The following is an 18,439-nucleotide window of genomic DNA, read 5'->3' on the forward strand; positions in this document are numbered from 1 at the left end:
GAATCCCCCCATGTCTCATTTTCCAGGGTCGAGAAACGCCGCCATCGCCACTGTGGCAGCCGTAGCGCTGCTCGCCTCCGCCTGCTCCCAGGGGTCGGCCACCAGGGCCCCCTCCGGCGCCGACGGCAAGGCCACCGTGCGGTACTTCACCTTCTCCGCGGCCCCCGACCACCTCAAGGACCTCGACACGATCGAGAAGGCCTTCGAGAAGGAGAACCCGAAGGTGGACGTGGTCGTCGAGACCGCGCCCTTCGAGGAGTACTTCACCAAGCTCCAGACCAGCATCGCGGGCGGCACCGCGCCGGACGCGTTCGAGCTCAACTACGAGAACTTCGTCACCTACGCCAGCGCGGGCTCCCTGCTGGACCTCGGCACGGTGGCCGGTGACGGCGACACCTCGGTCTACGCGCAGGAGTCGCTCAACGCGTTCCAACAGGACGGCAAGCAGTACGCGCTGCCGGCCTCCTTCTCCACGGTCGTGCTCTTCTACAACAAGGACCTCTTCAAGAAGGCCGGGGTGGCCGAGCCCACGGCGGACTGGACGTGGGCCGACGAGCAGGCCGCCGCGGCCGAGCTGACCGACAGGAAGAAGGGCGTGTACGGCGACTTCCAGCCGGTGCAGTTCTTCGAGTTCTACAAGACGCTCAAGCAGGCGGGCGGCGAGTTCCTGTCGGCCGACGGCAAGAAGGCCACGTTCAACAGCCCCGAGGGCGTCAAGGCCGCCAAGTGGCTGGTCGGCAAGGTCGGCAAGTCGATGCCGACCGAGGCCGAGATCGGCGGCGCCGCCGACTACGACACGAACCTGTTCAAGTCCGGCAAGCTCGCCATGTGGCACAACGGCATCTGGCAGTTCGCGGGGCTCAAGGACGTGCCGTTCGAGTGGGACGTGGTCGTCGAGCCCGGTGACGCGAACAAGGCCAGCGCGGTCTTCCACAACGCCGTCGCCATCTCCTCCGGCACCAAGGCCGGCAAGGACGCGTACGCGTGGGCCCGCTTCCTGTCGTCCTCGAACGTCGCCGCCACCACCCGCATCCAGTCGTCCTGGGAGCTGCCGCCGGTCGCCGACCAGCAGGTGCTCTCCGGCTACCTCAAGGACCCGAAGCCGGCCAACCGGCAGGCGGTGTTCGACTCGCTGAAGTCGATCGCGTTGCCGCCGGTCATCAAGCGCCAGCAGGAGATGCAGGACGCGGTGACCAAGCAGCTGACCGAGGCCGCCGCCGGCCGCACCTCCGTGGAGGACGCGCTCAAGGCCGCCGCCGCCGACGTCGACGCCCTGCTCGGCTGAGTTGTCTAGGAGAGATTTCGTTGTCCCTCGTCGCGCACAGCCTCGACGTGATCAAGAGATTGCAGTCGCCCACCGGGGCCTATCCGGCCTCGCCCACCTTCTCCGCCTACCGCGGCTACTCGTGGCTGCGGGACGGTGCGTTCATCGCCGAGGGGGTGAGCAGGCACGGCGACGTGGCCGGCGCTGACGCCTTCCACACCTGGTGCGCCCGCGTGGTCGGCGACCGCGCGGGCCAGGTGGACTCGCTGGTCTCCCGGGCCGCGCGCGGCGATGCCGTGCCCGTCTCCGAGATGTTGCCCACCCGCTTCACGCTGGACGGGGTGGACGGCGCGGACGAGTGGTGGGACTTCCAGCTCGACGGGTACGGCACGTGGCTCTGGTCGCTGCGCGCGCACGCCGGCCGCCACGGCCGTGTGGTGCCCGGCGTCGAGAAGGGGATCAGGGCGGCCGCCAGGTACCTGACGGCGTTCTGGCACCTGCCCTGTTACGACTGGTGGGAGGAGCACGTCGAGCAGCGGCACGTGGCCACGCTCAGCTCGGTCCACGCGGGCCTGCGGGCCGCGGTAGCGCTCGGCGTGCTGAGCGCGACCGAGGAGGCGGCCGCGGTGGAGGCGGTCGAGGGCGTCACCGAGCTGGTCGAGCGGGAGGGCGTCACCGGCGGGCGGTTGCGGAAGTGGCTCGGCAGTGACGCCGTGGACGCCAGCCTGCTGGCGTGCGTGGAGCCGTTCGGGCTGTATCCGGCCGGGCATCCGGTGGGGGCGGCGACGGTTGCCGAGGTCGAGCGGCAACTCGCCCGCGATGGCGGCGTGTACCGGTACCTCGCGGACACCTTCTACGGCGGCGGGCGGTGGGTGCTGCTGGCCGGGTTCCTCGGCTGGAATCACGCCGCGGCAGGACGGACCGCCGAGGCCCGCCGTTACCTGGGCTGGATGGCGGCTCAGGCGACGCGGGAAGGCGATCTGCCCGAGCAGGTGTCGGATCTGCTGCTGGCGCCCGGGCGGCTCCAGGAGTGGCTCGACCGGTGGGGCCCCGTGGCGACGCCGCTGTTGTGGTCGCACGGGATGTATCTGATCCTCGCGGACGAGTTGGAGGTGCGGGCATGATCCGGCATCGGCCGTTCGGGTCCGGGCACCCGTACGCGGCGACCGAGGACCAGCGGGTGCCCGCCAGGCCGCTGGACGGTGAGGCGGTGGAGCTGCGGGTCCGGGCGTCGGCGAGCGTCGTCGCGATGGTGTGCGAGTGGGCCGAGGACGGTGGCGCGCCGGCAGAGCTGCCGCTGGCCCGGCGCGACTCGGGGGTGAATGGCGCGGCGCAGCCCGGGACCGGGGCGGCGGCCGAGCCCGGGGCGGCCACGGAGGCGCAGCCCGGGGCGGTCGATGGCGGGCATCTCGCCGCCGCGCAGGCCAGGGCCGCGCGGGCCGCCGCCGGGTCGTGGGCCGTCCGGACGCCCGTTCTGCGGTCCGGGCATCGGTACGCCTACCGCTTCCGCGCCGACCTGGACGGGGGCGGGAGGCGTACCAGCAGGTGGTTCCACGTGTCGGCGGCGAGCTGGTCGGCCGACGGCGGGAAGCTGGACGTCACGGGTGCCGACCAAATCGTGCCAGGGAGCGTGCGATGGCTGGCGGACGCGGACGGCGTGCTGCGGGTGCGGTTCGAGGTGGCGCTCCGGCCGGAGGAGCACGTGGTGGGGTTCGGCGAGCGGTTCGACGCCGTCGACCAGCGCGGGCGGGACGGAGCTCGGCTCGACGCGGTCGTGTTCGAGCAGTACAAGGCGCAGGGGCGGCACGGGCGCACCTACCTGCCCATGCCGTTCGCGCTGGTCGTAGGGGGCGCGGCGAGCTGGGGTCTGCACGTGGCGACCTCGCGGCGGACCTGGTACGAGGCCGGCGAGCGGCTGTGCGTGGAGGCCGAGGTGGGCCAGGACGGCGTGCTCGGGGTGCGTTTCCACGACGGGCCCGAGCCTGCCGGCGTGCTGCGTGCGTTCCTGGACGAGGTCGGGCGGCCCACGGAGTTGCCGTCGTGGGTGTTCCGGCTGTGGGCCAGCGGCAACGAGTGGAACACGCAGGAACGGGTGATGGACCGGATGGACCGGCACCGCGAGCACGGCATCCCCGTCGGCGCGCTGGTCATCGAGGCGTGGAGCGACGAGACGACGTTCACGGCCTTCCGCGGGGCCGCCTATGAGGCGTCGGAGGAGCCGCATCGCCTGGCCGACTACACCTTCCCCGCCGACGGCCCGTGGCCCGACCCCAAGGGCATGGTCGACGAGTTGCACGGCCGCGGCGTCAAGGTGCTGCTCTGGCAGATCCCGCTGCAGAAGATGCGGCCGCACCCCCGGCACCAGGCGGCCGTGGACGCCCGGCAGCTCGTCGAGCACGGCTACGGGGTGCGGGAGGCGGACGGCCGTCCCTACCGGAACCGGGGATGGTGGTTCCCGCTCGCGCTCATGCCCGACCTGTCGTCGCAGGAGGTCCGCGACTGGTGGACGGCCAAGCGACGCTACCTGGTCGAGGAGGTCGGGATCGACGGGTTCAAGACCGATGGCGGCGAGCACGCCTGGGGGCACGACCTGCGGTACGCCGACGGGCGGGACGGCGCTGAGGGGAACAATCTGTTCCCCGTCCACTACGCGCGTGCCTTCGGCGACCTGCTGCGGGCGTGCGGGAAGGCGCCGGTGACGTTCAGCCGGGCCGGGTTCGCCGGGTCGCAGCCGCACGGGGCGTTCTGGGCCGGGGACGAGGACTCCACGTGGGAGGCGTTCCAGTCCTCGATCCGAGCCGGGATCACGGCCTCGGCCTGCGGGATCGTGTACTGGGGCTGGGACCTGGCCGGGTTCTCCGGCGAGGTGCCGGACGCCGAGCTGTACCTGCGGGCGGCCGGGGCGTCGGCGTTCATGCCGATCATGCAATACCACTCGGAGTTCAACCACCACCGCACGCCCCTCAGGGACCGCACGCCGTGGAACGTCGCCGAGCGGACCGGGGACGAGCGGGTGATCCGGGTGTTCAGGCGGCTGGTGGAGGTGCGTGAGCGGCTGGTGCCGTACCTGGCGGAGCAGGCGCGCAAGGCGGTGGACGGCGGGGCGCCGCTGATGCGCGGGCTGTTCTTCGACCACCCGCACGACCCGGACGTGTGGCGGTTTCCGCTGCAGTACAAGCTCGGTGACGCGCTGCTCGTCGCACCCGTGACAGAGCGCAGCGTCTCGGAGATCTCCGTGTACCTGCCTGAGGGCGAGTGGATCGACGTCTGGACCGCACACGCCCTGGCCGGCGGGCAGGAAGTCACGCTGCCGGCCCCGCTCGACCGCCCGCCCGTGCTCTGCGCCGCCGAGCACTGGTCTCGCCTCTTCCCCGTCTTTGAAGCGCCCTCGTGAGCCGATTAAGGTCGGCCGTCATCGTGGTGGTGATCGCCTTGTCAACATCCTTCGTCTCTGTTCCCGCTCTCGCGCTCGCCGGTGTGCACCACAACCCGGCCGGAATCGACGACCTGTACTCGGCCGAACCGACCGAGCGGGTGCCGCGTGACCCGATGGCCGGCGAGGCGGTCCAGATCAAGGCGACGACCTGGCCGATCGAGCCAGGTCAGACCGTCTGGGTCACCTGGACCAGGAACGGGGCGAACCAGACCCCGATCGGCGCGGCCTGGGACTACAACAGCGGCGACAACAGCTACTGGAAGATCGACTTAGGGACGTTCGCCCGCGGCGACAAGATCACCTACACCGTGAACGCGGACGTGAACGGGGGCGGGCAGAAGAGCGTCGGCCCGTTCTCGTTCGCGGTCACCTCCTGGAGCACGGTGACGAACGTGACCGGCTTCACGGACAACGGCACGTCGGTGGATGTCACGACCGGCGACAGCGCCGGGAGCTTCACGCCGAAGATCCGCTACGCGTTTCCGGCGCTCGACCGGTTCAGGACCCAGATCGCCCCCAGCGGGCAAGGCCTGAACATCTCCGGAGTCTCCGGCTACACGGTGACCGACTCGGCGAGCACGCTCACGATCTCCACGAGCTCGCTCGTGCTGAAGATCCAGAAGTCGCCGTACCGGCTGTCGGTCTACAAGGGCGACGGCACAACGCTGATCACCCGCCAGTACGACCCCGCCACGTTCAGGAACATCGGCTGGGCCAGCGACGGGTCCACCACGATCACCAAGATCGAGGACCACTTCATGTCGCCGGCCGGCGAGCGCTTCGAGGGCTTCGGCGAGCGCTATGACCGGCTGGACCAGCGCGGCACAGATGTGCACAACTACGTCTACAACCAGTACAGGGACCAGGGCGCCACCCGGCGCACCTACCTGAGCGTGCCGTTCTTCCTGAACTCGGCCGGCTACGGCGTCTACATCCCGACCAGCCGGTACGCGATCTTCAACCTCAACACGCACCTGCCCGACCTGGCCGGATTCACCGTGGACACCGGCGGCGGCCTCGACTCGACGCTGGACTACCACTTCTACGCGGGCACGCCGGCCGAGATCCTGGACGACTACACGGCGGCCTCCGGCCGGCCGCTGCTGCCGCCGAAGTGGGCCTTCGGCGTGTGGATGTCGGCCAACGAGTGGAACACGCAGGCCGAGGTCAACGCCGAGCTGGCCAACGTGGCGGCGTACAAGGTCCCGCACACCGCGATGGTGCTGGAGCAGTGGAGCGACGAGGCCACGTTCTACGTGTGGCACGGCGCGACGTACACGCCCAAGCCGGGCAGCGGCCGGCTCGCCTACAGCGACCTGACCTTCCCGGCGGGCACGGCGTGGCAGGACCCGAAGGCGATGGTGGACAACGCCCACAGCAAGGGGATCAAGGTGATCCTCTGGCAGATCCCGGTGTTCAAGGAGAACTTCGACGCCAACCCGCCGACCGCGCCGCAGCAGCACCTCAACGACAAGGCGTATGCGGAAGCCCAGGGCTATGTCGCGAAAAATCCGACTAACGCTCCCTACCGCATCCCGACCGGCCAGTGGTTCGGCGACAGCATGGTCCCCGACTTCACCAGCACGGCCGCGACCGCCTGGTGGATGAGCAAGCGCGACTACCTGATCGACGACATCGGCATCGACGGCTTCAAGACCGACGGCAGCGAGGCGATCTTCGGGCGGGGCGTGCGGTTCGCGGACGGCCGCACGGGCGACGAGATGCACAACGCCTACCCGAACAGCTACACGGGTGCATACAACGCCTATGTGAAGGGCAAGCGGCCCGACGGCACGGTCTTCAGCCGGGCCGGCACGGCAGGCGCCCAGACCAGGTCGATCTTCTGGGCCGGCGACCAGAACTCCAGCTTCGCCGCCTTCCAGGAAGCGGTCAGAGCGCAGCTCAGCGCGGGCCAGTCGGGGGTGCCGTACACGGCCTGGGACCTGGCGGGCTTCACCGGGACCTTCCCCAGCGCCGAGCTCTACCTGCGCTCCGCGGCCCAGGCGACGTTCTCGCCGATCATGCAGTACCACTCGGAGAAGGCCGCCCCGGGCACGTCGGAGGCCCGCACCCCGTGGAACGTGCAGGCCCGCACCGGTGACACGAGCGTCGTGCCGGCGTTCCGCAGGTTCGCCAACGTGCGCATGAACCTGATCCCCTACCTCTACACCGAGGCCAAGGCGAGCGCGACCACGGGCGTGCCGATGATGCGGGCGATGAGCTTCGCCTTCCCCGGCGACGCGACGGCCGCCGCCCTGGACCAGCAGTACCTGTTCGGCTCGCAGCTGCTCGTCGCGCCGATCACGACGCAGGGTGCGATCTCGAAGAACGTGTACGTGCCCGCCGGCGAGTGGCACGACCTGTGGAACGGCGGCCGCTTCACCGGCCCCGGCACCAAGACCTACCACGCCGGCCTGGACACGATCCCGGTCTACGCCAAGCCCGGGGCGATCATCCCGCTCAATCTCGACGCCGACTACCAGCTCGGCGGCGAGATCGGTAACAGCGTCGACAACTACACCAACTTGACCTTCCGGATTTATCCGTCAGGCACCACCTCATACGCCTATTTCGAGGACGCCGCGAACGCCACCCGCACCGTCACCTCGGCCGAGAACTGGGCCGGGCACGCGGTGACGGTCACCGTGCCGCCGCTGACCACGACCAGCACGCTCCAGGTGGCGAGCACGAAGCCGGCCTCGGTGACCGGCGCGACCGCCCGGGCCGCGCCGGCCGACCTCAAGGCCGCCGCCGAGGGCTGGTGGTGGGACCCGGTCCAGCAGCTCACCCACGTCAAGCTCGCGAGCAGCGGCTCCACCAGGACGGTCACGCTCAACGGGGTGGACAAGGCCGCCTACGAGGCCGAGTTCGCGACGGGCACCGGCACCTCGACGAACACCGACCACGCCGGCTACACCGGGACCGGCTTCACCGACGGCTTCGCGACACCGGGCGACGCGGTGACGTTCCAGGTCAAGGCCGACGCGACGGGCGGCCACCAGCTCACGTTCCGCTACTCGGCCACCGTGAACGCCACCAGGACCGTTTACGTGGACGGCGTGTCCGCCGGCACGCTCTCGCTCCCCGCGCTGGCGAACTGGGACACGTGGGGCACGGCCACGCTCGCGACGTCCCTCACGGCGGGCGCCCACGCCGTCAAGATCGCCTATGACGCGGTGAACACCGGCGGGATCAATCTCGACAACCTGGTGGTGAGCCGGCCATGACCCGCGCGCTCGTCTTCTTGGCGGCTCTGCTCATGCCCTCGCTGGTGGCGTCGTCCGCGCAGGCGGCGGTCCAGCGGGTGGAGTTCACCAGCGGCTCGGCGTATCTGATCGTGGAGTTCCTCGACGACGACCTCGTGCACTTCGAGCTCGCCAACGGGACGAGCCCCGGCGTGAACACGTCGATCTTCAGCACCCCGCAGGTGGCGAAGAAGGACTACATGGGCCCGTCCAGCTTCACCCAGTCGGGTGACACGCTCACCACGCCCGCCATGAAGGTCGAGGTGACGGCCGGAACGTTGTGCGTCAAGGTCTCCGACCCGGCTCGGCTGCTCTACGAGGCGTGCCCGCGCAACCTCGCTCAGCCGTGGAAGGGCCTGGCCATCACCAAGGGCTCGATGCAGAACGCCTACGGCCTGGGCGAGCAGTTCTTCATGGGCGGCAGTGCCGACGGCGACTGGGTGGGCCGCACCCGCTCCCCCGGCGGACCGTACGGCAACGCCATGGTCTTCGACACCGACAACGGCCCGGTCGGCAACACGCAGATCCCGGTGCTGTTCGCGGTGGGCCCAGCCAATACGAACACAGCGAACCTCAACTACGGCCTGCTGCTCGACCAGGTCCACAAGCAGCAATGGAACCTGACCGGCGACCCCTGGACGGTGGACACCTGGGGCGACCAGCTCAGGTGGTACACGATGACCGGCCCCGACCTGCCGGACCTGCGCAAGGACTACATGGAGCTGACGGGCCGGCCGCCGGTGCCGCCGAAGAAGGCGTTCGGCATGTGGGTGTCGGAGTTCGGCTACGACAACTGGGCCGAGATCGACAACCGTCTCAACGGGCTGCGGGCGGACGCGTTCCCGGTGGATGGGTTCGTGCTGGACCTGCCGTGGTTCGGCGGGGTGACGGCCGGGTCGGACAACACCCGCATGGGCACGCTCTCCTGGGACACGAACGCCTTCCCCAACACCTCCGCCACGATCAACGACTACGCGACGAACAAGGGCATCGGCCTGATGACCATCGAGGAGTCGTACGTCGGCAAGAACCTGCCCGAACACACCGACCTCGCTTCGCGCGGCTACCTCGTGAGGTCCGGCTGCCCGGGCTGCGCCCCGGCCTACCTGACGACCAACGACTGGTGGGGCCGGGGCGGCATGATCGACTGGACCCAGGACGCGGCCGCCGACTACTGGCACACGCTCAAGCGGCAGCCCCTCGCCGAGCAGGGCGTCCAGGGCCACTGGCTGGACCTGGGCGAGCCGGAGATGTACGACGCCGGGGACTGGACCTCCGGCGTGCTGCCCGGCAAACATGCCCACGCCGACTACCACAACGTCTACAACCTCAAGTGGGCCGAGAGCGTGGCCCGCGGCTACGCCTCCGGCACCAGGCGGCCCTTCATGCTCGCCCGCTCCGGCGCGGCCGGCATCCAGCGGCACGGCGTGGCCATGTGGTCGGCCGACATCGGCTCCAAGCTGACCGCGCTGGCCCAGCAGCAGAACGTGCAGATGCACATGTCGATGTCCGGCATCGACTACTTCGGCTCCGACATCGGCGGGTTCCGCAGGGAGATGCTCAATTCGGATCTGAACGAGCTCTACACGCAGTGGTTCGCCAATGGCTCCTGGTTCGAGGTGCCGGTGCGCCCGCACACCGAGAACCTGTGCAACTGCGCGCAGACCTCACCCGACAAGATCGGCCACAAGCCGAGCAACCTGGCCAACCTGCGTCAGCGATACGAGCTCGCGCCCTACTACTACTCGCTCGCCCACCGCGCCCACCTCTTCGGTGAGCCCGTGATCCCTCCGCTGGTGCACGCCTACCAGAACGACCCGAACGTGCGCGAGGCGGGCCACGAGAAGCTCATCGGCCGCGACCTCCTGGTCGGCGTGGCGGCCGGCGCCGGCGAGCGCGACCGCGACATCTACCTGCCCGCAGGGACCTGGTACGACTACGCCACCGGCGAGAAGCTCACCAGCTCCGGCCAGTGGTTCACCGACCGCCCGCTGTGGGTCGACGGGGTGTTCCGGTTGCCGGCCTTCGCCAGGGCTGGGGCGATCATCCCGAAGGCGCACGTGGACGACAAGACCATGAACGTCGTGGGCAAACGCACCGACGGCACGGCCAGGAACGAGCTGATCGCCCGCGTGTATCCGCACACCACGTCCACTGATTTCACCCTTTACGAGGACGACGGGGCCACGACGGCGTACCAGAGCGGCTCCGTACGCACGACCCGGATCAGCCAGCAGCTCAGCGGCAGCACGGCCACCGTCACCGTGGCCGCCTCCACCGGCGCCTACAGCGCCGCGCCCGCAAGCAGGTCGACCGTGGTGGAGCTGGTCGCCGACACCCAGGCGTCGGCCGTCACGCTGAACGGATCCCCGCTCACCCAGCACGCCACCAAGAGCGCCTTCGACGCCGCCGCCGGCGGCTGGTACAACGCGGGCGGCAACCTCATCGTCGCCAAGGCGGCGAGCGCGAGCGTCACCGCGGCCAAGACGTTCGCGTTCACGCTCGGCCAGGCGCCGGCGTCGATGACGTTCAGGTGCGACAACGGCACCACGGACCCCGGACAGTCGATCTACGCCGTCGGCAGCGTCCCGCAGCTCGGGGCCTGGTCGGTGGCGAGCGCGGTCAAGCTGGCACCCACGGCATATCCGACCTGGACCGGCACGATCGGCAAACTGCCACCGAACACCGCCATCGACTGGAAGTGCGTCAAACGTCAGGAGTCCGGCTACCCCGACACCGCGGACCAGTGGCAACCGGGCGCCAACACCTCCCTCACCACCCCCGCCACCGGCGACGGCGGCACGAGTACAGGAACCTTTTGATACCGGCGGCGACATCGCCGTTTTGTCCTCCCGACTTTGGCCATGTCATCGAACCCCCGGTGTTAGCCTCGATGACGTGCTAGGCGCGGGGACCACCCTCAATGACCGCTACGTGCTGGCCCACCGCCTCGGCGGTGGGGGCATGGGCGAGGTCTGGCGTGCCGACGACACGGTCCTCGGACGCACCGTCGCCGTCAAGGTGCTCATCCCGGCCCTGACCGAAAACCCGACGTTCGCCCAGCGGTTCCAGAACGAGGCCAGGGCCATGGCCACGCTGACCCATCCCGGCGTGGTCGATGTCTACGACTACGGCATCGCCGACGTCAACGGCCGCCAGGTGAGCTTCCTGGTCATGGAGCACGTGCCGGGCGAATCACTCGACCGCGTGCTGCGCCGCGGCCCGCTCGGCACGGACGCCACCATGCGGCTGGTCGCGGAGGTCGGCGACGCGCTGGCCGCCGCGCACGCGCAGGGCATCGTGCACCGCGACGTCAAGCCCGCCAACCTCATGATCAGGCCCGACGGCGGCGTGGCGCTCACCGACTTCGGCATCGCCCACTCGGTCTCGGCCGGACACCTGACGGCCACGGGCACGATGTTGTGCTCGGCCGGCTACTGCGCTCCGGAAATGGCCACCGCCAGCGAGGTGACGCCGGCGGTCGACGTGTACGCGCTGGGCGTGGTGGCGTACGAGTGCCTGACCGGGCGCCTGCCGTTCCAGGGCGACACGCCCGTGCAGATCATCTTCAAGCACCTCAACTCTCCGGTCCCGCCGCTGCCCGGCGAGGTGCCGCCGGGGCCGCGGCAGGTGGTCGAGCGTGCGCTGGAGAAGGCCCCCGACCGGCGCTGGCCGTCGGCGGCGCTGATGGCCGAGGCCGCGCGCAGGGCGCTGGCCGCGCCCGGCACGGCTCCCGCGCCACATCGCGGACGCGCCCTGCGCGCGGCGCTCACCGCGGCCGCCGCCGTGGCCGTGTCCGCCGCCGTGGCAGGCGCCGTCTGGCTGCGTCCGGCCACGCCCACGGTCATCGACGAGGTGCCGCCGACCGTCCACGGCACCTCGGTCACGGCGTCGCCCATCATGCCGACCGGCACCAGGCCGCAGTCCGGACCCCCGACCAGGCGGTCCCCGAGCGCCAAGCCGACCCGCGCGACGACCCCGGCGCCGACCCCGTCGGCGCCGGTCCCGACCACCACGCCGACCAGCACGCCCACCTCCAGGCCGACCACGTCCGAGCCCACGCAGGAGCCGTCTCAGGAGCCGACCACGCCGGGCGCCGAGGAGCCGTCGTCGGAGCCCACGGAGCCCAAGCCGACGACCGACATCCAGTGCATACGAGAGCCGTGTCCGTGACCGCTCTCCGCTCGTGAGAAAGTCGTCGCGTGGACACCACTCGTGATCTCCTCATCGCCCTGGCCCGCCGCTATGCCTTCGCCGACCTCGGCGCGCTCGCGCCGGCGGCGGAGATCGCCGAGGTGTGCGAGTTCGGGCACCGGCTGCTCTCGCTCGACGCGGAGGACTTCGCGGCCGAGGCCAAGGTGGTGCCCGCCGAGCTGAGGCGGCGGGCACGGGCCTGCCACATGCCGCAGACGCCGCGCGAGCAGCCGCGCGGGGCGCTGGAGTCGCTGCGGCCGGCCTACGGGCTGCTCCTCGAGGTGATCGCCGTACGCTGGCACCGCCGCGAGCTGAGCCCGATGATCGCGGCCGTGCACATCGCCAGCGAATACCTGCCGCTCCTGGCCTTCGAGCCGCACCTCGGCCACGCCGGCGACCCCGCCCGCTGGCCCGCCGGCCTGAGCGCGACCGGCAGCAGGTTCGGCGTCATCGGCGACCGCGAGTGCGACCACACCAAGTCGGAGCAGTCCGCCACCAACCGCACGCTGCGGGTGTCCACCGAGCCGAACGAAGGCTGGCGCGCCTACTTCGACCGCCAGCACAGCCAGGTGGCCGGCGCGCTGGCCGTGTGCGTCGCCACCTGCCGCAACCCGTGCGCGGCCATGGACTGGGTCCCTCCGGAGCCCCGCGCCGACCTCCAGCTACGCGCCCGCACCGCCCTCGCCTTCGCCGACACGCCCCTGGTGAGACTGCGCCACGCCGCCCCAGTGGGCCACGGCTTCGGCGTCCCCTCCCCGGAGGAGGTCCTCGACGCCTGGCAGCGCAGCCGCACGGCCCTGGACAAGAACCCGGTAGGCGCCGCAGCCGTCAAGGACGACGACTTCCCCCTCCCGGGCCTGCCGTCCCTCTTCTCGGCGATCGCCGCCGCGCCCATCGAGCCCAGCACACTACTGAACGGCGTGAGCAGCCACATCGTCACGTTGCTGGAACGCCTCTGAACCACGGAGCCGGTCAAGCATGCGTTCGTCACGGCGAGCAACCCGTGAGCCTTCACGACCGGCCATGACAGACGGCAAGGGTTTACGGCGCGTGCGGTGACGCTGGGCGACCGTAAAGAATGCTGGGTTCTAGGATCGGCGCGACGTGGCTGCCTCGCCGAGCGAGGCGATGCCGTACAGCAGGCCGCCGATGAAGTCGCCGACGGAGAACGAGGTGGCCATGGACATCGCGGTCAGCCGGCAGGCGTTGTCGCTGAGGCGACGTCTGGCCTGCTCCCCCGTGACGATCTCCAGCCCCCGCCCCTTGACGTCGACGAGGATCACGACTGCGTTGCCGGCCTCCTCGCCGAGGGCGGCGTGCAGGCGTTCGGCGAAGTGGCGGCGGCCGCCGACCGGCTCCCCGAGAAACAACCCGAACCGGAGCCCGCTGCGCTGCTCGGCAGTGCGCAGGGCCTTCCTGATGTCGTCCGCCTGAGCGGTGGTCAGTCCTCGCATCGTGCAGCCTCACCATCCGGCCGACGCGCCGCCGGCGTGCCGGCCAGGCTCCGCCGTCTCGGCCGCGGCCACCCAGTCGGTCTCGGGGACGGTGGTCCAGTGCGCCACCCGGTCGGCCAGCACCAGACCCGACGTGCTCACGCCGCGCTCGCTGCCCGACGGACCGCCTAGCCACACCGGGCCGGACTCCATCCGCCGCTGCGCACCGCGCCCCGGCACCATGACAAGCAGGCTGATCAGTACGAACAGCCCCATGGACACCCCGATGAGAAAGAGCAGGATCTCTGCCGCGCTGTTCACACCATGAACGTAAACCTCGTGGGCGGGTCCGGCCAGACCCCATCCGGACGACGGGTTAGGATCTTGGATGACCGTAAGCTTCTCTAGAGAAGAACGTTAGTAATACCCCGAAACCGGGCGTAGAACACGATGAGCTGGGCCATAAAACTATGGACAGGGCAACACTAGGAATCCGTCAGATTCGCGGGCTACGGTGAGTGACGTGGACTCCGACAAGCAGCGAGAAGACGGTCACCACGCGTCACCGATATGGGTGAGTGACCGGCCGGAGAGCGAGCAGACCCCCGCAGCGAAGCCATCGGCGCCCACCTCCACGTACGCGCCGATTGAGCGCGCGTCCGTGCGTAGCCTGCTGCAACAACCGCGTTTCCGCCGCCTGCGCAACCGTGTGCTGATGGCGATCGGCGTGGCCTTGGTGGTGGGCTTCCTCGTGAGCGAATGGCGGGTCGGCGTGACCGCGGGCGTGGTCGCGGCGATTGTGGAGGCGGTTTACCGCGCGCGTTCCAACTCGTCCGTGCCCGCGTGGCGGCGCGCGTCCGTGGCGGAGCGGCGCACCGAGGCGCAGTTGCGCAAGCTGGAGCGCCTGGGTTACCGCACGCTGCACGCCAGGGCGATCCCGAACAGCGAGGCCCAGATCGACCACCTCGTGGTGGGCCCGACCGGCGTGTACGCGGTCGACTCCGAGAAGTGGGACAAACGCCTTCCGGTACGCGTCCAGATGGGCAAGAAGCTCTACCACGGCCCCTTCGACCAGAAGGTCAGGCTCAACGAGGCCAAGTGGGAGGCGTCGCAGGCCAGTGAGCTGATCAGCAAGGGCTTCGGCCGCGAGGTGTCCGTGGTGCCCTCGCTCGCCATCTACGGCCCGGCCGTGCCCTGGAAGATCATGACGATCCGCGGCGTGGACGTCTACCAGGGCGACCGTGCCCGCAAGTGGATCACCAAGCGGGAGCGGGCGCTGACCCCCCACGAGATCGACCGGATCTACGACATCGCCGCCAGGGAGCTTCCCGCCCGGTACGGCGAGGGCTGACCACTCGCTACGACAGGTTCAGTCGTGCGCCGAAGTCGTCGAGCGCGGTGACCAGATCCGCGCTCGGCGGGAGGTCTCGCGGCAGGCGGGAGTACACCGCGGTGCCGAAGCCGGCGATCCGCACGATGTGGTCGATGAGCGCCTCCCTGTCGCGCGGCCACGGGAACGACGGCTGGGCGATCAGCAGCGAGACGCACCCGTGCACGGCCGACCAGAGGCCGAGCGCGAGCTCCTCCGGGTCGCCCTCCAGCACCCGCGTCTCCACGCAGGCGGCGACCGCGTCCACCATGTGGCGGAAACACTCGGCGGCGGCCGGCGGGACGCCGGGCCCGGGTGAGGGCCGCAGCATCAGCACCCGGTACTGCACGGGATGGTCGAGGGCGAAGCGGGCGTAGGCACGCCCGCACCGGCCCAGCGCGAGGAACGGGTCGCCGCCCAGGTTCGCGCCGAAGAGCCGGCCGAGCTCGTCCCACACCCGCAGGCACACGGCCTCGACCAGCTCCTCCTTGTCGGCGAAGTGCAGGTAGACCGATGGTGTCGACACGCCGGCCCGCTCGGCGACCGCGCGGAGCGTGAGCGCGTCCTCGGTGCCCGCCTCCGCCAAGAGGTCCTCGGCGGCGCGCAGGATCTCCTCGCGGAGCAGCGCGCCTTCTCCGCGCCTGGCGCGTACCCGTCTGGTGGTCATGGATCTCACGTTGACGCCGTTAGGTTAACGCTGTCAATCTGACATCCATGGGGACTTTTCGGGAAGCGACGGCGTTGACCGCACGGGGTGGCGGTGAGTTCGGCACCACCCTGGACGCCGAGTGGAGCGTCGGGACGCGGCTGCACGGCGGCTATTTGCTGGCCGTGCTCGGGCGGGCCGCCGGCGAGAGCGCCGGCGGCGACGGCCACCCGCACGTGACCGCCGTCAGTGGCACCTTCGTCGAGCCGCCTGAGCCGGGCGACGCGCTCGCGCGCGTGGAGACGCTCCGCGTGGGCAGGAGCGTGGCGCAGGTCAGGGCCGCGCTGGTGCAGGAGGGCCGGACGCGGGTGGAGGCGCACATCACGCTGGGCCTGCTGGACGACGCCGATCCCTGGTGGTCGTCCCAGGAGGCGGTCGAGCTGCCGCGCGAGGAGGACTGCTTCCTGGTCCCCGTCGAGGCGCCGGGCGCCGGGTTCTCCGTCCCGCTGATGGCGGTGGTCGAGGAGCGCATGGACCCGGCGAAGCTGGGCTTCGCGTTCGGCGCGCCGTCGCGGCACGGCGTCATCAGCTCGTGGCAGCGGCTGGCCGACGGCTCGGACTGGGATCCGCTGAGCCTGTTGGTGGCGCTCGACCCGGTGCCGCCGGTCTCGTACGATCTGGGGCTGCCCGGCTGGGTGCCCACCATCCAGCTGTCGGCGTACATCCGCAGGCTGCCCGCGCCGGGCCCGGTCAGGGTGCGGCTGGCCGCCACGGACGTCGGCGGCGAGCGCATGGACGAGGTCGCCCACGTCTGGGACGACAAGGGCCGGCTGGTGGGCCAGGCGACCCAGCTCGCCGCCGTGCGGGTGCCTGCCTAGCCTGGCTTCTATTGCGCCACGATCCGGTAACCAACCGTCCGATGCGTGGACGGTTGTCTCAGTTGCCGGGCGGTGGTCGTAACATGTGAAGACTCGCTAGCGATGGGAGATGCCCAATGCCCGCCCTCAGGTCACGTACAGTCACCCACGGCAGGAATATGGCCGGTGCCCGGGCCCTGCTCCGGGCGACCGGCGTAGCCGGGAGTGACTTCGGCAAGCCCATCATCGCGGTGGCCAACAGCTTCACCCAGTTCGTGCCGGGGCACGTTCATCTCCGCGAGGTCGGGGACGTCGTCTCGGCCGCGATCAGGGAGGCGGGGGCGATCCCCCGCGAGTTCAACACGATCGCGGTGGACGACGGCATCGCGATGGGCCACGGCGGCATGCTCTACTCGCTGCCGTCGCGTGAGCTCATCGCCGACGCCGTGGAGTACATGGTCGAAGCGCACTGCGCGGACGCGCTGATCTGCGTCTCCAACTGCGACAAGATCACGCCGGGCATGCTGCTGGCGGCGTTCAGGCTGAACATCCCGACGATCTTCGTGTCCGGCGGGCCCATGGAGGCCGGCAAGACGCCCGGCAAGAAGCTCGACCTGATCGACCCGATGATCGCCTCCGCCGACGACTCCGTCTCCGACGCCGAGTTGCTGGAGATGGAGGAGAACGCCTGCCCGACGTGCGGGTCCTGCTCCGGCATGTTCACCGCCAACTCCATGAACTGCCTGGCCGAGGCCATCGGGCTGGCGCTGCCCGGCAACGGCACGATCCTGGCCACGCACAAGGCGCGCAAGACGTTGTTCGAGGACGCCGGGCGGCAGCTCGTCGAGATCACCCGCCGCTACTACGAGGACGGCGACGAGTCGGTGCTGCCGCGCTCGATCGCCACCCGCGAGGCGTTCGAGAACGCCATGACGCTCGACGTCGCCATGGGCGGCTCCACCAACACGATCCTGCACATCCTGGCCGCCGCCCGCGAGGCGCAGGTGGACTTCGGGCTCAAGGAGATCAACGAGATCTCGCTGCGGGTGCCGTGCCTGTGCAAGGTCGCCCCGGCCACGGACAAGTACCACGTCGAGGACGTCCACCGCGCCGGCGGCATCCCGGCCATCCTGGGCGAGCTCGACCGGGCCGGGCTGCTGCACCGCGACGTGCCCACCGTGAACGGTGGCTCCCTCGCCGACATGCTGGCCGCCTGGGACGTGAAGTCACCGTCGGCGAAGCCCGAGGCCGTGGAGTTGTGGCACGCGGCGCCCGGCAACGTGCGCACGGTCAAGGCGTACTCGCAGGACAACCGCTGGGACGACCTCGACCTCGACCGCGCGGCCGGATGCATCCGCGACCTCGAACACGCCTACACCGTGGACGGCGGGCTGGCCGTGCTCTACGGCAACATCTCGCGGGACGGCGCGGTCGTGAAGACGGCCGGGGTCGACGAGTCGATCTGGACGTTCAGCGGGCCCGCGGTGGTGTTCGAGTCGCAGGAGCAGGCCGTCGAGGGCATCCTCGGCGGGAAGGTCAAGGCCGGCGACGTGGTGGTCATCCGCTACGAGGGCCCCAAGGGCGGCCCCGGCATGCAGGAGATGCTCTACCCGACCTCGTTCCTCAAGGGCAGGGGCCTGGGCAAGGTGTGCGCGCTGATCACCGACGGCCGCTTCTCCGGCGGCACCTCGGGGCTGTCGATCGGCCACGCCTCGCCTGAGGCGGCCGAGGGCGGCGCGATCGCGCTGGTCGAGGACGGCGACATCATCGACATCGACATCCCGAACCGGTCGATGGAGCTGCGCGTGCCCGAGGACGAGCTGGCCGCCCGACGCGAGCGGCTGCTGAAGGAGCTGGGCGGATACCGGCCGCGGGACCGCAACCGGCCGGTGAGCGTGGCGCTGCAGGCGTACGCGGCGATGACGACGTCCGCCTCCACGGGCGCCTCCCGCGACCTGTCGCAACTCGGTCACTAGGAGCTGTACGGCAGGCGAC

General features: G+C 70.4%; 13 protein-coding genes. 10 read left to right on the top strand and 3 right to left on the bottom strand.

What is annotated here, in order from left to right; genetic code table 11:
• Positions 1 to 10: 10 nt before the first annotated feature.
• The 7 genes from ETD86_RS10310 (at position 11) to ETD86_RS10340 (ending at position 13,098) form a co-directional block, all read left to right on the top strand.
• On the top strand, positions 11 to 1,285 hold the full coding sequence (locus tag ETD86_RS10310) for an ABC transporter substrate-binding protein (RefSeq protein WP_138665892.1): 1,275 nt from the start codon (positions 11 to 13) through the stop codon (positions 1,283 to 1,285).
• Between the two features lie 20 nt (positions 1,286 to 1,305).
• Positions 1,306 to 2,388 carry a glycoside hydrolase family 15 protein gene (locus tag ETD86_RS10315; protein WP_211369953.1) on the top strand — a complete coding sequence of 361 codons (1,083 nt, stop codon included), beginning with the start codon at positions 1,306 to 1,308 and terminating at the stop codon, positions 2,386 to 2,388.
• The gene (locus tag ETD86_RS10320; protein ID WP_138665893.1) at positions 2,385 to 4,658 is read left to right on the top strand and encodes a glycoside hydrolase family 31 protein; all 2,274 of its coding nucleotides are present in this window, start codon (positions 2,385 to 2,387) and stop codon (positions 4,656 to 4,658) included. The genes ETD86_RS10315 and ETD86_RS10320 overlap by 4 nt, the downstream gene beginning before the upstream one ends.
• Positions 4,655 to 7,927 (top strand): TIM-barrel domain-containing protein, encoded by a 3,273-nt coding sequence (locus ETD86_RS10325; RefSeq protein WP_138665894.1) that lies wholly within the window; start codon positions 4,655 to 4,657, stop codon positions 7,925 to 7,927. Before ETD86_RS10320 ends, ETD86_RS10325 begins: the two co-directional genes overlap by 4 nt.
• Entirely contained in the window at positions 7,924 to 10,767 is a 2,844-nt protein-coding gene (locus tag ETD86_RS10330; protein ID WP_138665895.1) for a TIM-barrel domain-containing protein, read from the top strand. Before ETD86_RS10325 ends, ETD86_RS10330 begins: the two co-directional genes overlap by 4 nt.
• 76 nt (positions 10,768 to 10,843) lie before the next feature.
• Positions 10,844 to 12,118, top strand: coding sequence for a serine/threonine-protein kinase (locus ETD86_RS10335; protein ID WP_138665896.1), 1,275 nt, complete (start codon positions 10,844 to 10,846; stop codon positions 12,116 to 12,118).
• Positions 12,119 to 12,147: 29 nt separating this feature from the next.
• On the top strand, positions 12,148 to 13,098 hold the full coding sequence (locus ETD86_RS10340; RefSeq protein ID WP_138665897.1) for a hypothetical protein: 951 nt from the start codon (positions 12,148 to 12,150) through the stop codon (positions 13,096 to 13,098).
• A gap of 129 nt (positions 13,099 to 13,227) precedes the next feature.
• Here the strand turns inward: ETD86_RS10340 and ETD86_RS10345 are convergent, their stop codons facing one another.
• A complete protein-coding gene (locus ETD86_RS10345) occupies positions 13,228 to 13,593 on the bottom strand; it encodes a TPM domain-containing protein (RefSeq protein ID WP_138665898.1) in 366 nt (121 codons plus the stop codon).
• Positions 13,594 to 13,602: 9 nt separating this feature from the next.
• Positions 13,603 to 13,893 carry a hypothetical protein gene (locus tag ETD86_RS10350; protein ID WP_138665899.1) on the bottom strand — a complete coding sequence of 97 codons (291 nt, stop codon included), beginning with the start codon at positions 13,891 to 13,893 and terminating at the stop codon, positions 13,603 to 13,605.
• A gap of 340 nt (positions 13,894 to 14,233) precedes the next feature.
• Here ETD86_RS10350 and ETD86_RS10355 point away from each other — a divergent pair, with 340 nt between their 5' ends.
• Positions 14,234 to 14,923 carry a nuclease-related domain-containing protein gene (locus ETD86_RS10355; RefSeq protein ID WP_246147827.1) on the top strand — a complete coding sequence of 230 codons (690 nt, stop codon included), beginning with the start codon at positions 14,234 to 14,236 and terminating at the stop codon, positions 14,921 to 14,923.
• 7 nt (positions 14,924 to 14,930) lie between these two features.
• On the opposite strand, the gene ETD86_RS10360 is transcribed toward ETD86_RS10355, so the two are convergent.
• Entirely contained in the window at positions 14,931 to 15,608 is a 678-nt protein-coding gene (locus tag ETD86_RS10360; protein WP_138665901.1) for a TetR/AcrR family transcriptional regulator, read from the bottom strand.
• A 47-nt stretch (positions 15,609 to 15,655) separates the two neighbouring features.
• Between ETD86_RS10360 and ETD86_RS10365 the strand changes: the two genes are divergently transcribed.
• Both ETD86_RS10365 and ilvD read left to right on the top strand, forming a co-directional pair.
• Entirely contained in the window at positions 15,656 to 16,465 is an 810-nt protein-coding gene (locus ETD86_RS10365) for a thioesterase family protein (RefSeq protein WP_138665902.1), read from the top strand.
• A gap of 116 nt (positions 16,466 to 16,581) precedes the next feature.
• Positions 16,582 to 18,420, top strand: a complete 1,839-nt coding sequence (gene ilvD / locus ETD86_RS10370) for a dihydroxy-acid dehydratase (protein WP_138665903.1) — start codon at positions 16,582 to 16,584, stop codon at positions 18,418 to 18,420.
• Positions 18,421 to 18,439 lie beyond the last annotated feature (19 nt).

The organism is Nonomuraea turkmeniaca, assembly GCF_005889735.1.
In the GTDB taxonomy this organism is placed as follows: Bacteria; Actinomycetota; Actinomycetes; order Streptosporangiales; family Streptosporangiaceae; genus Nonomuraea; species Nonomuraea turkmeniaca.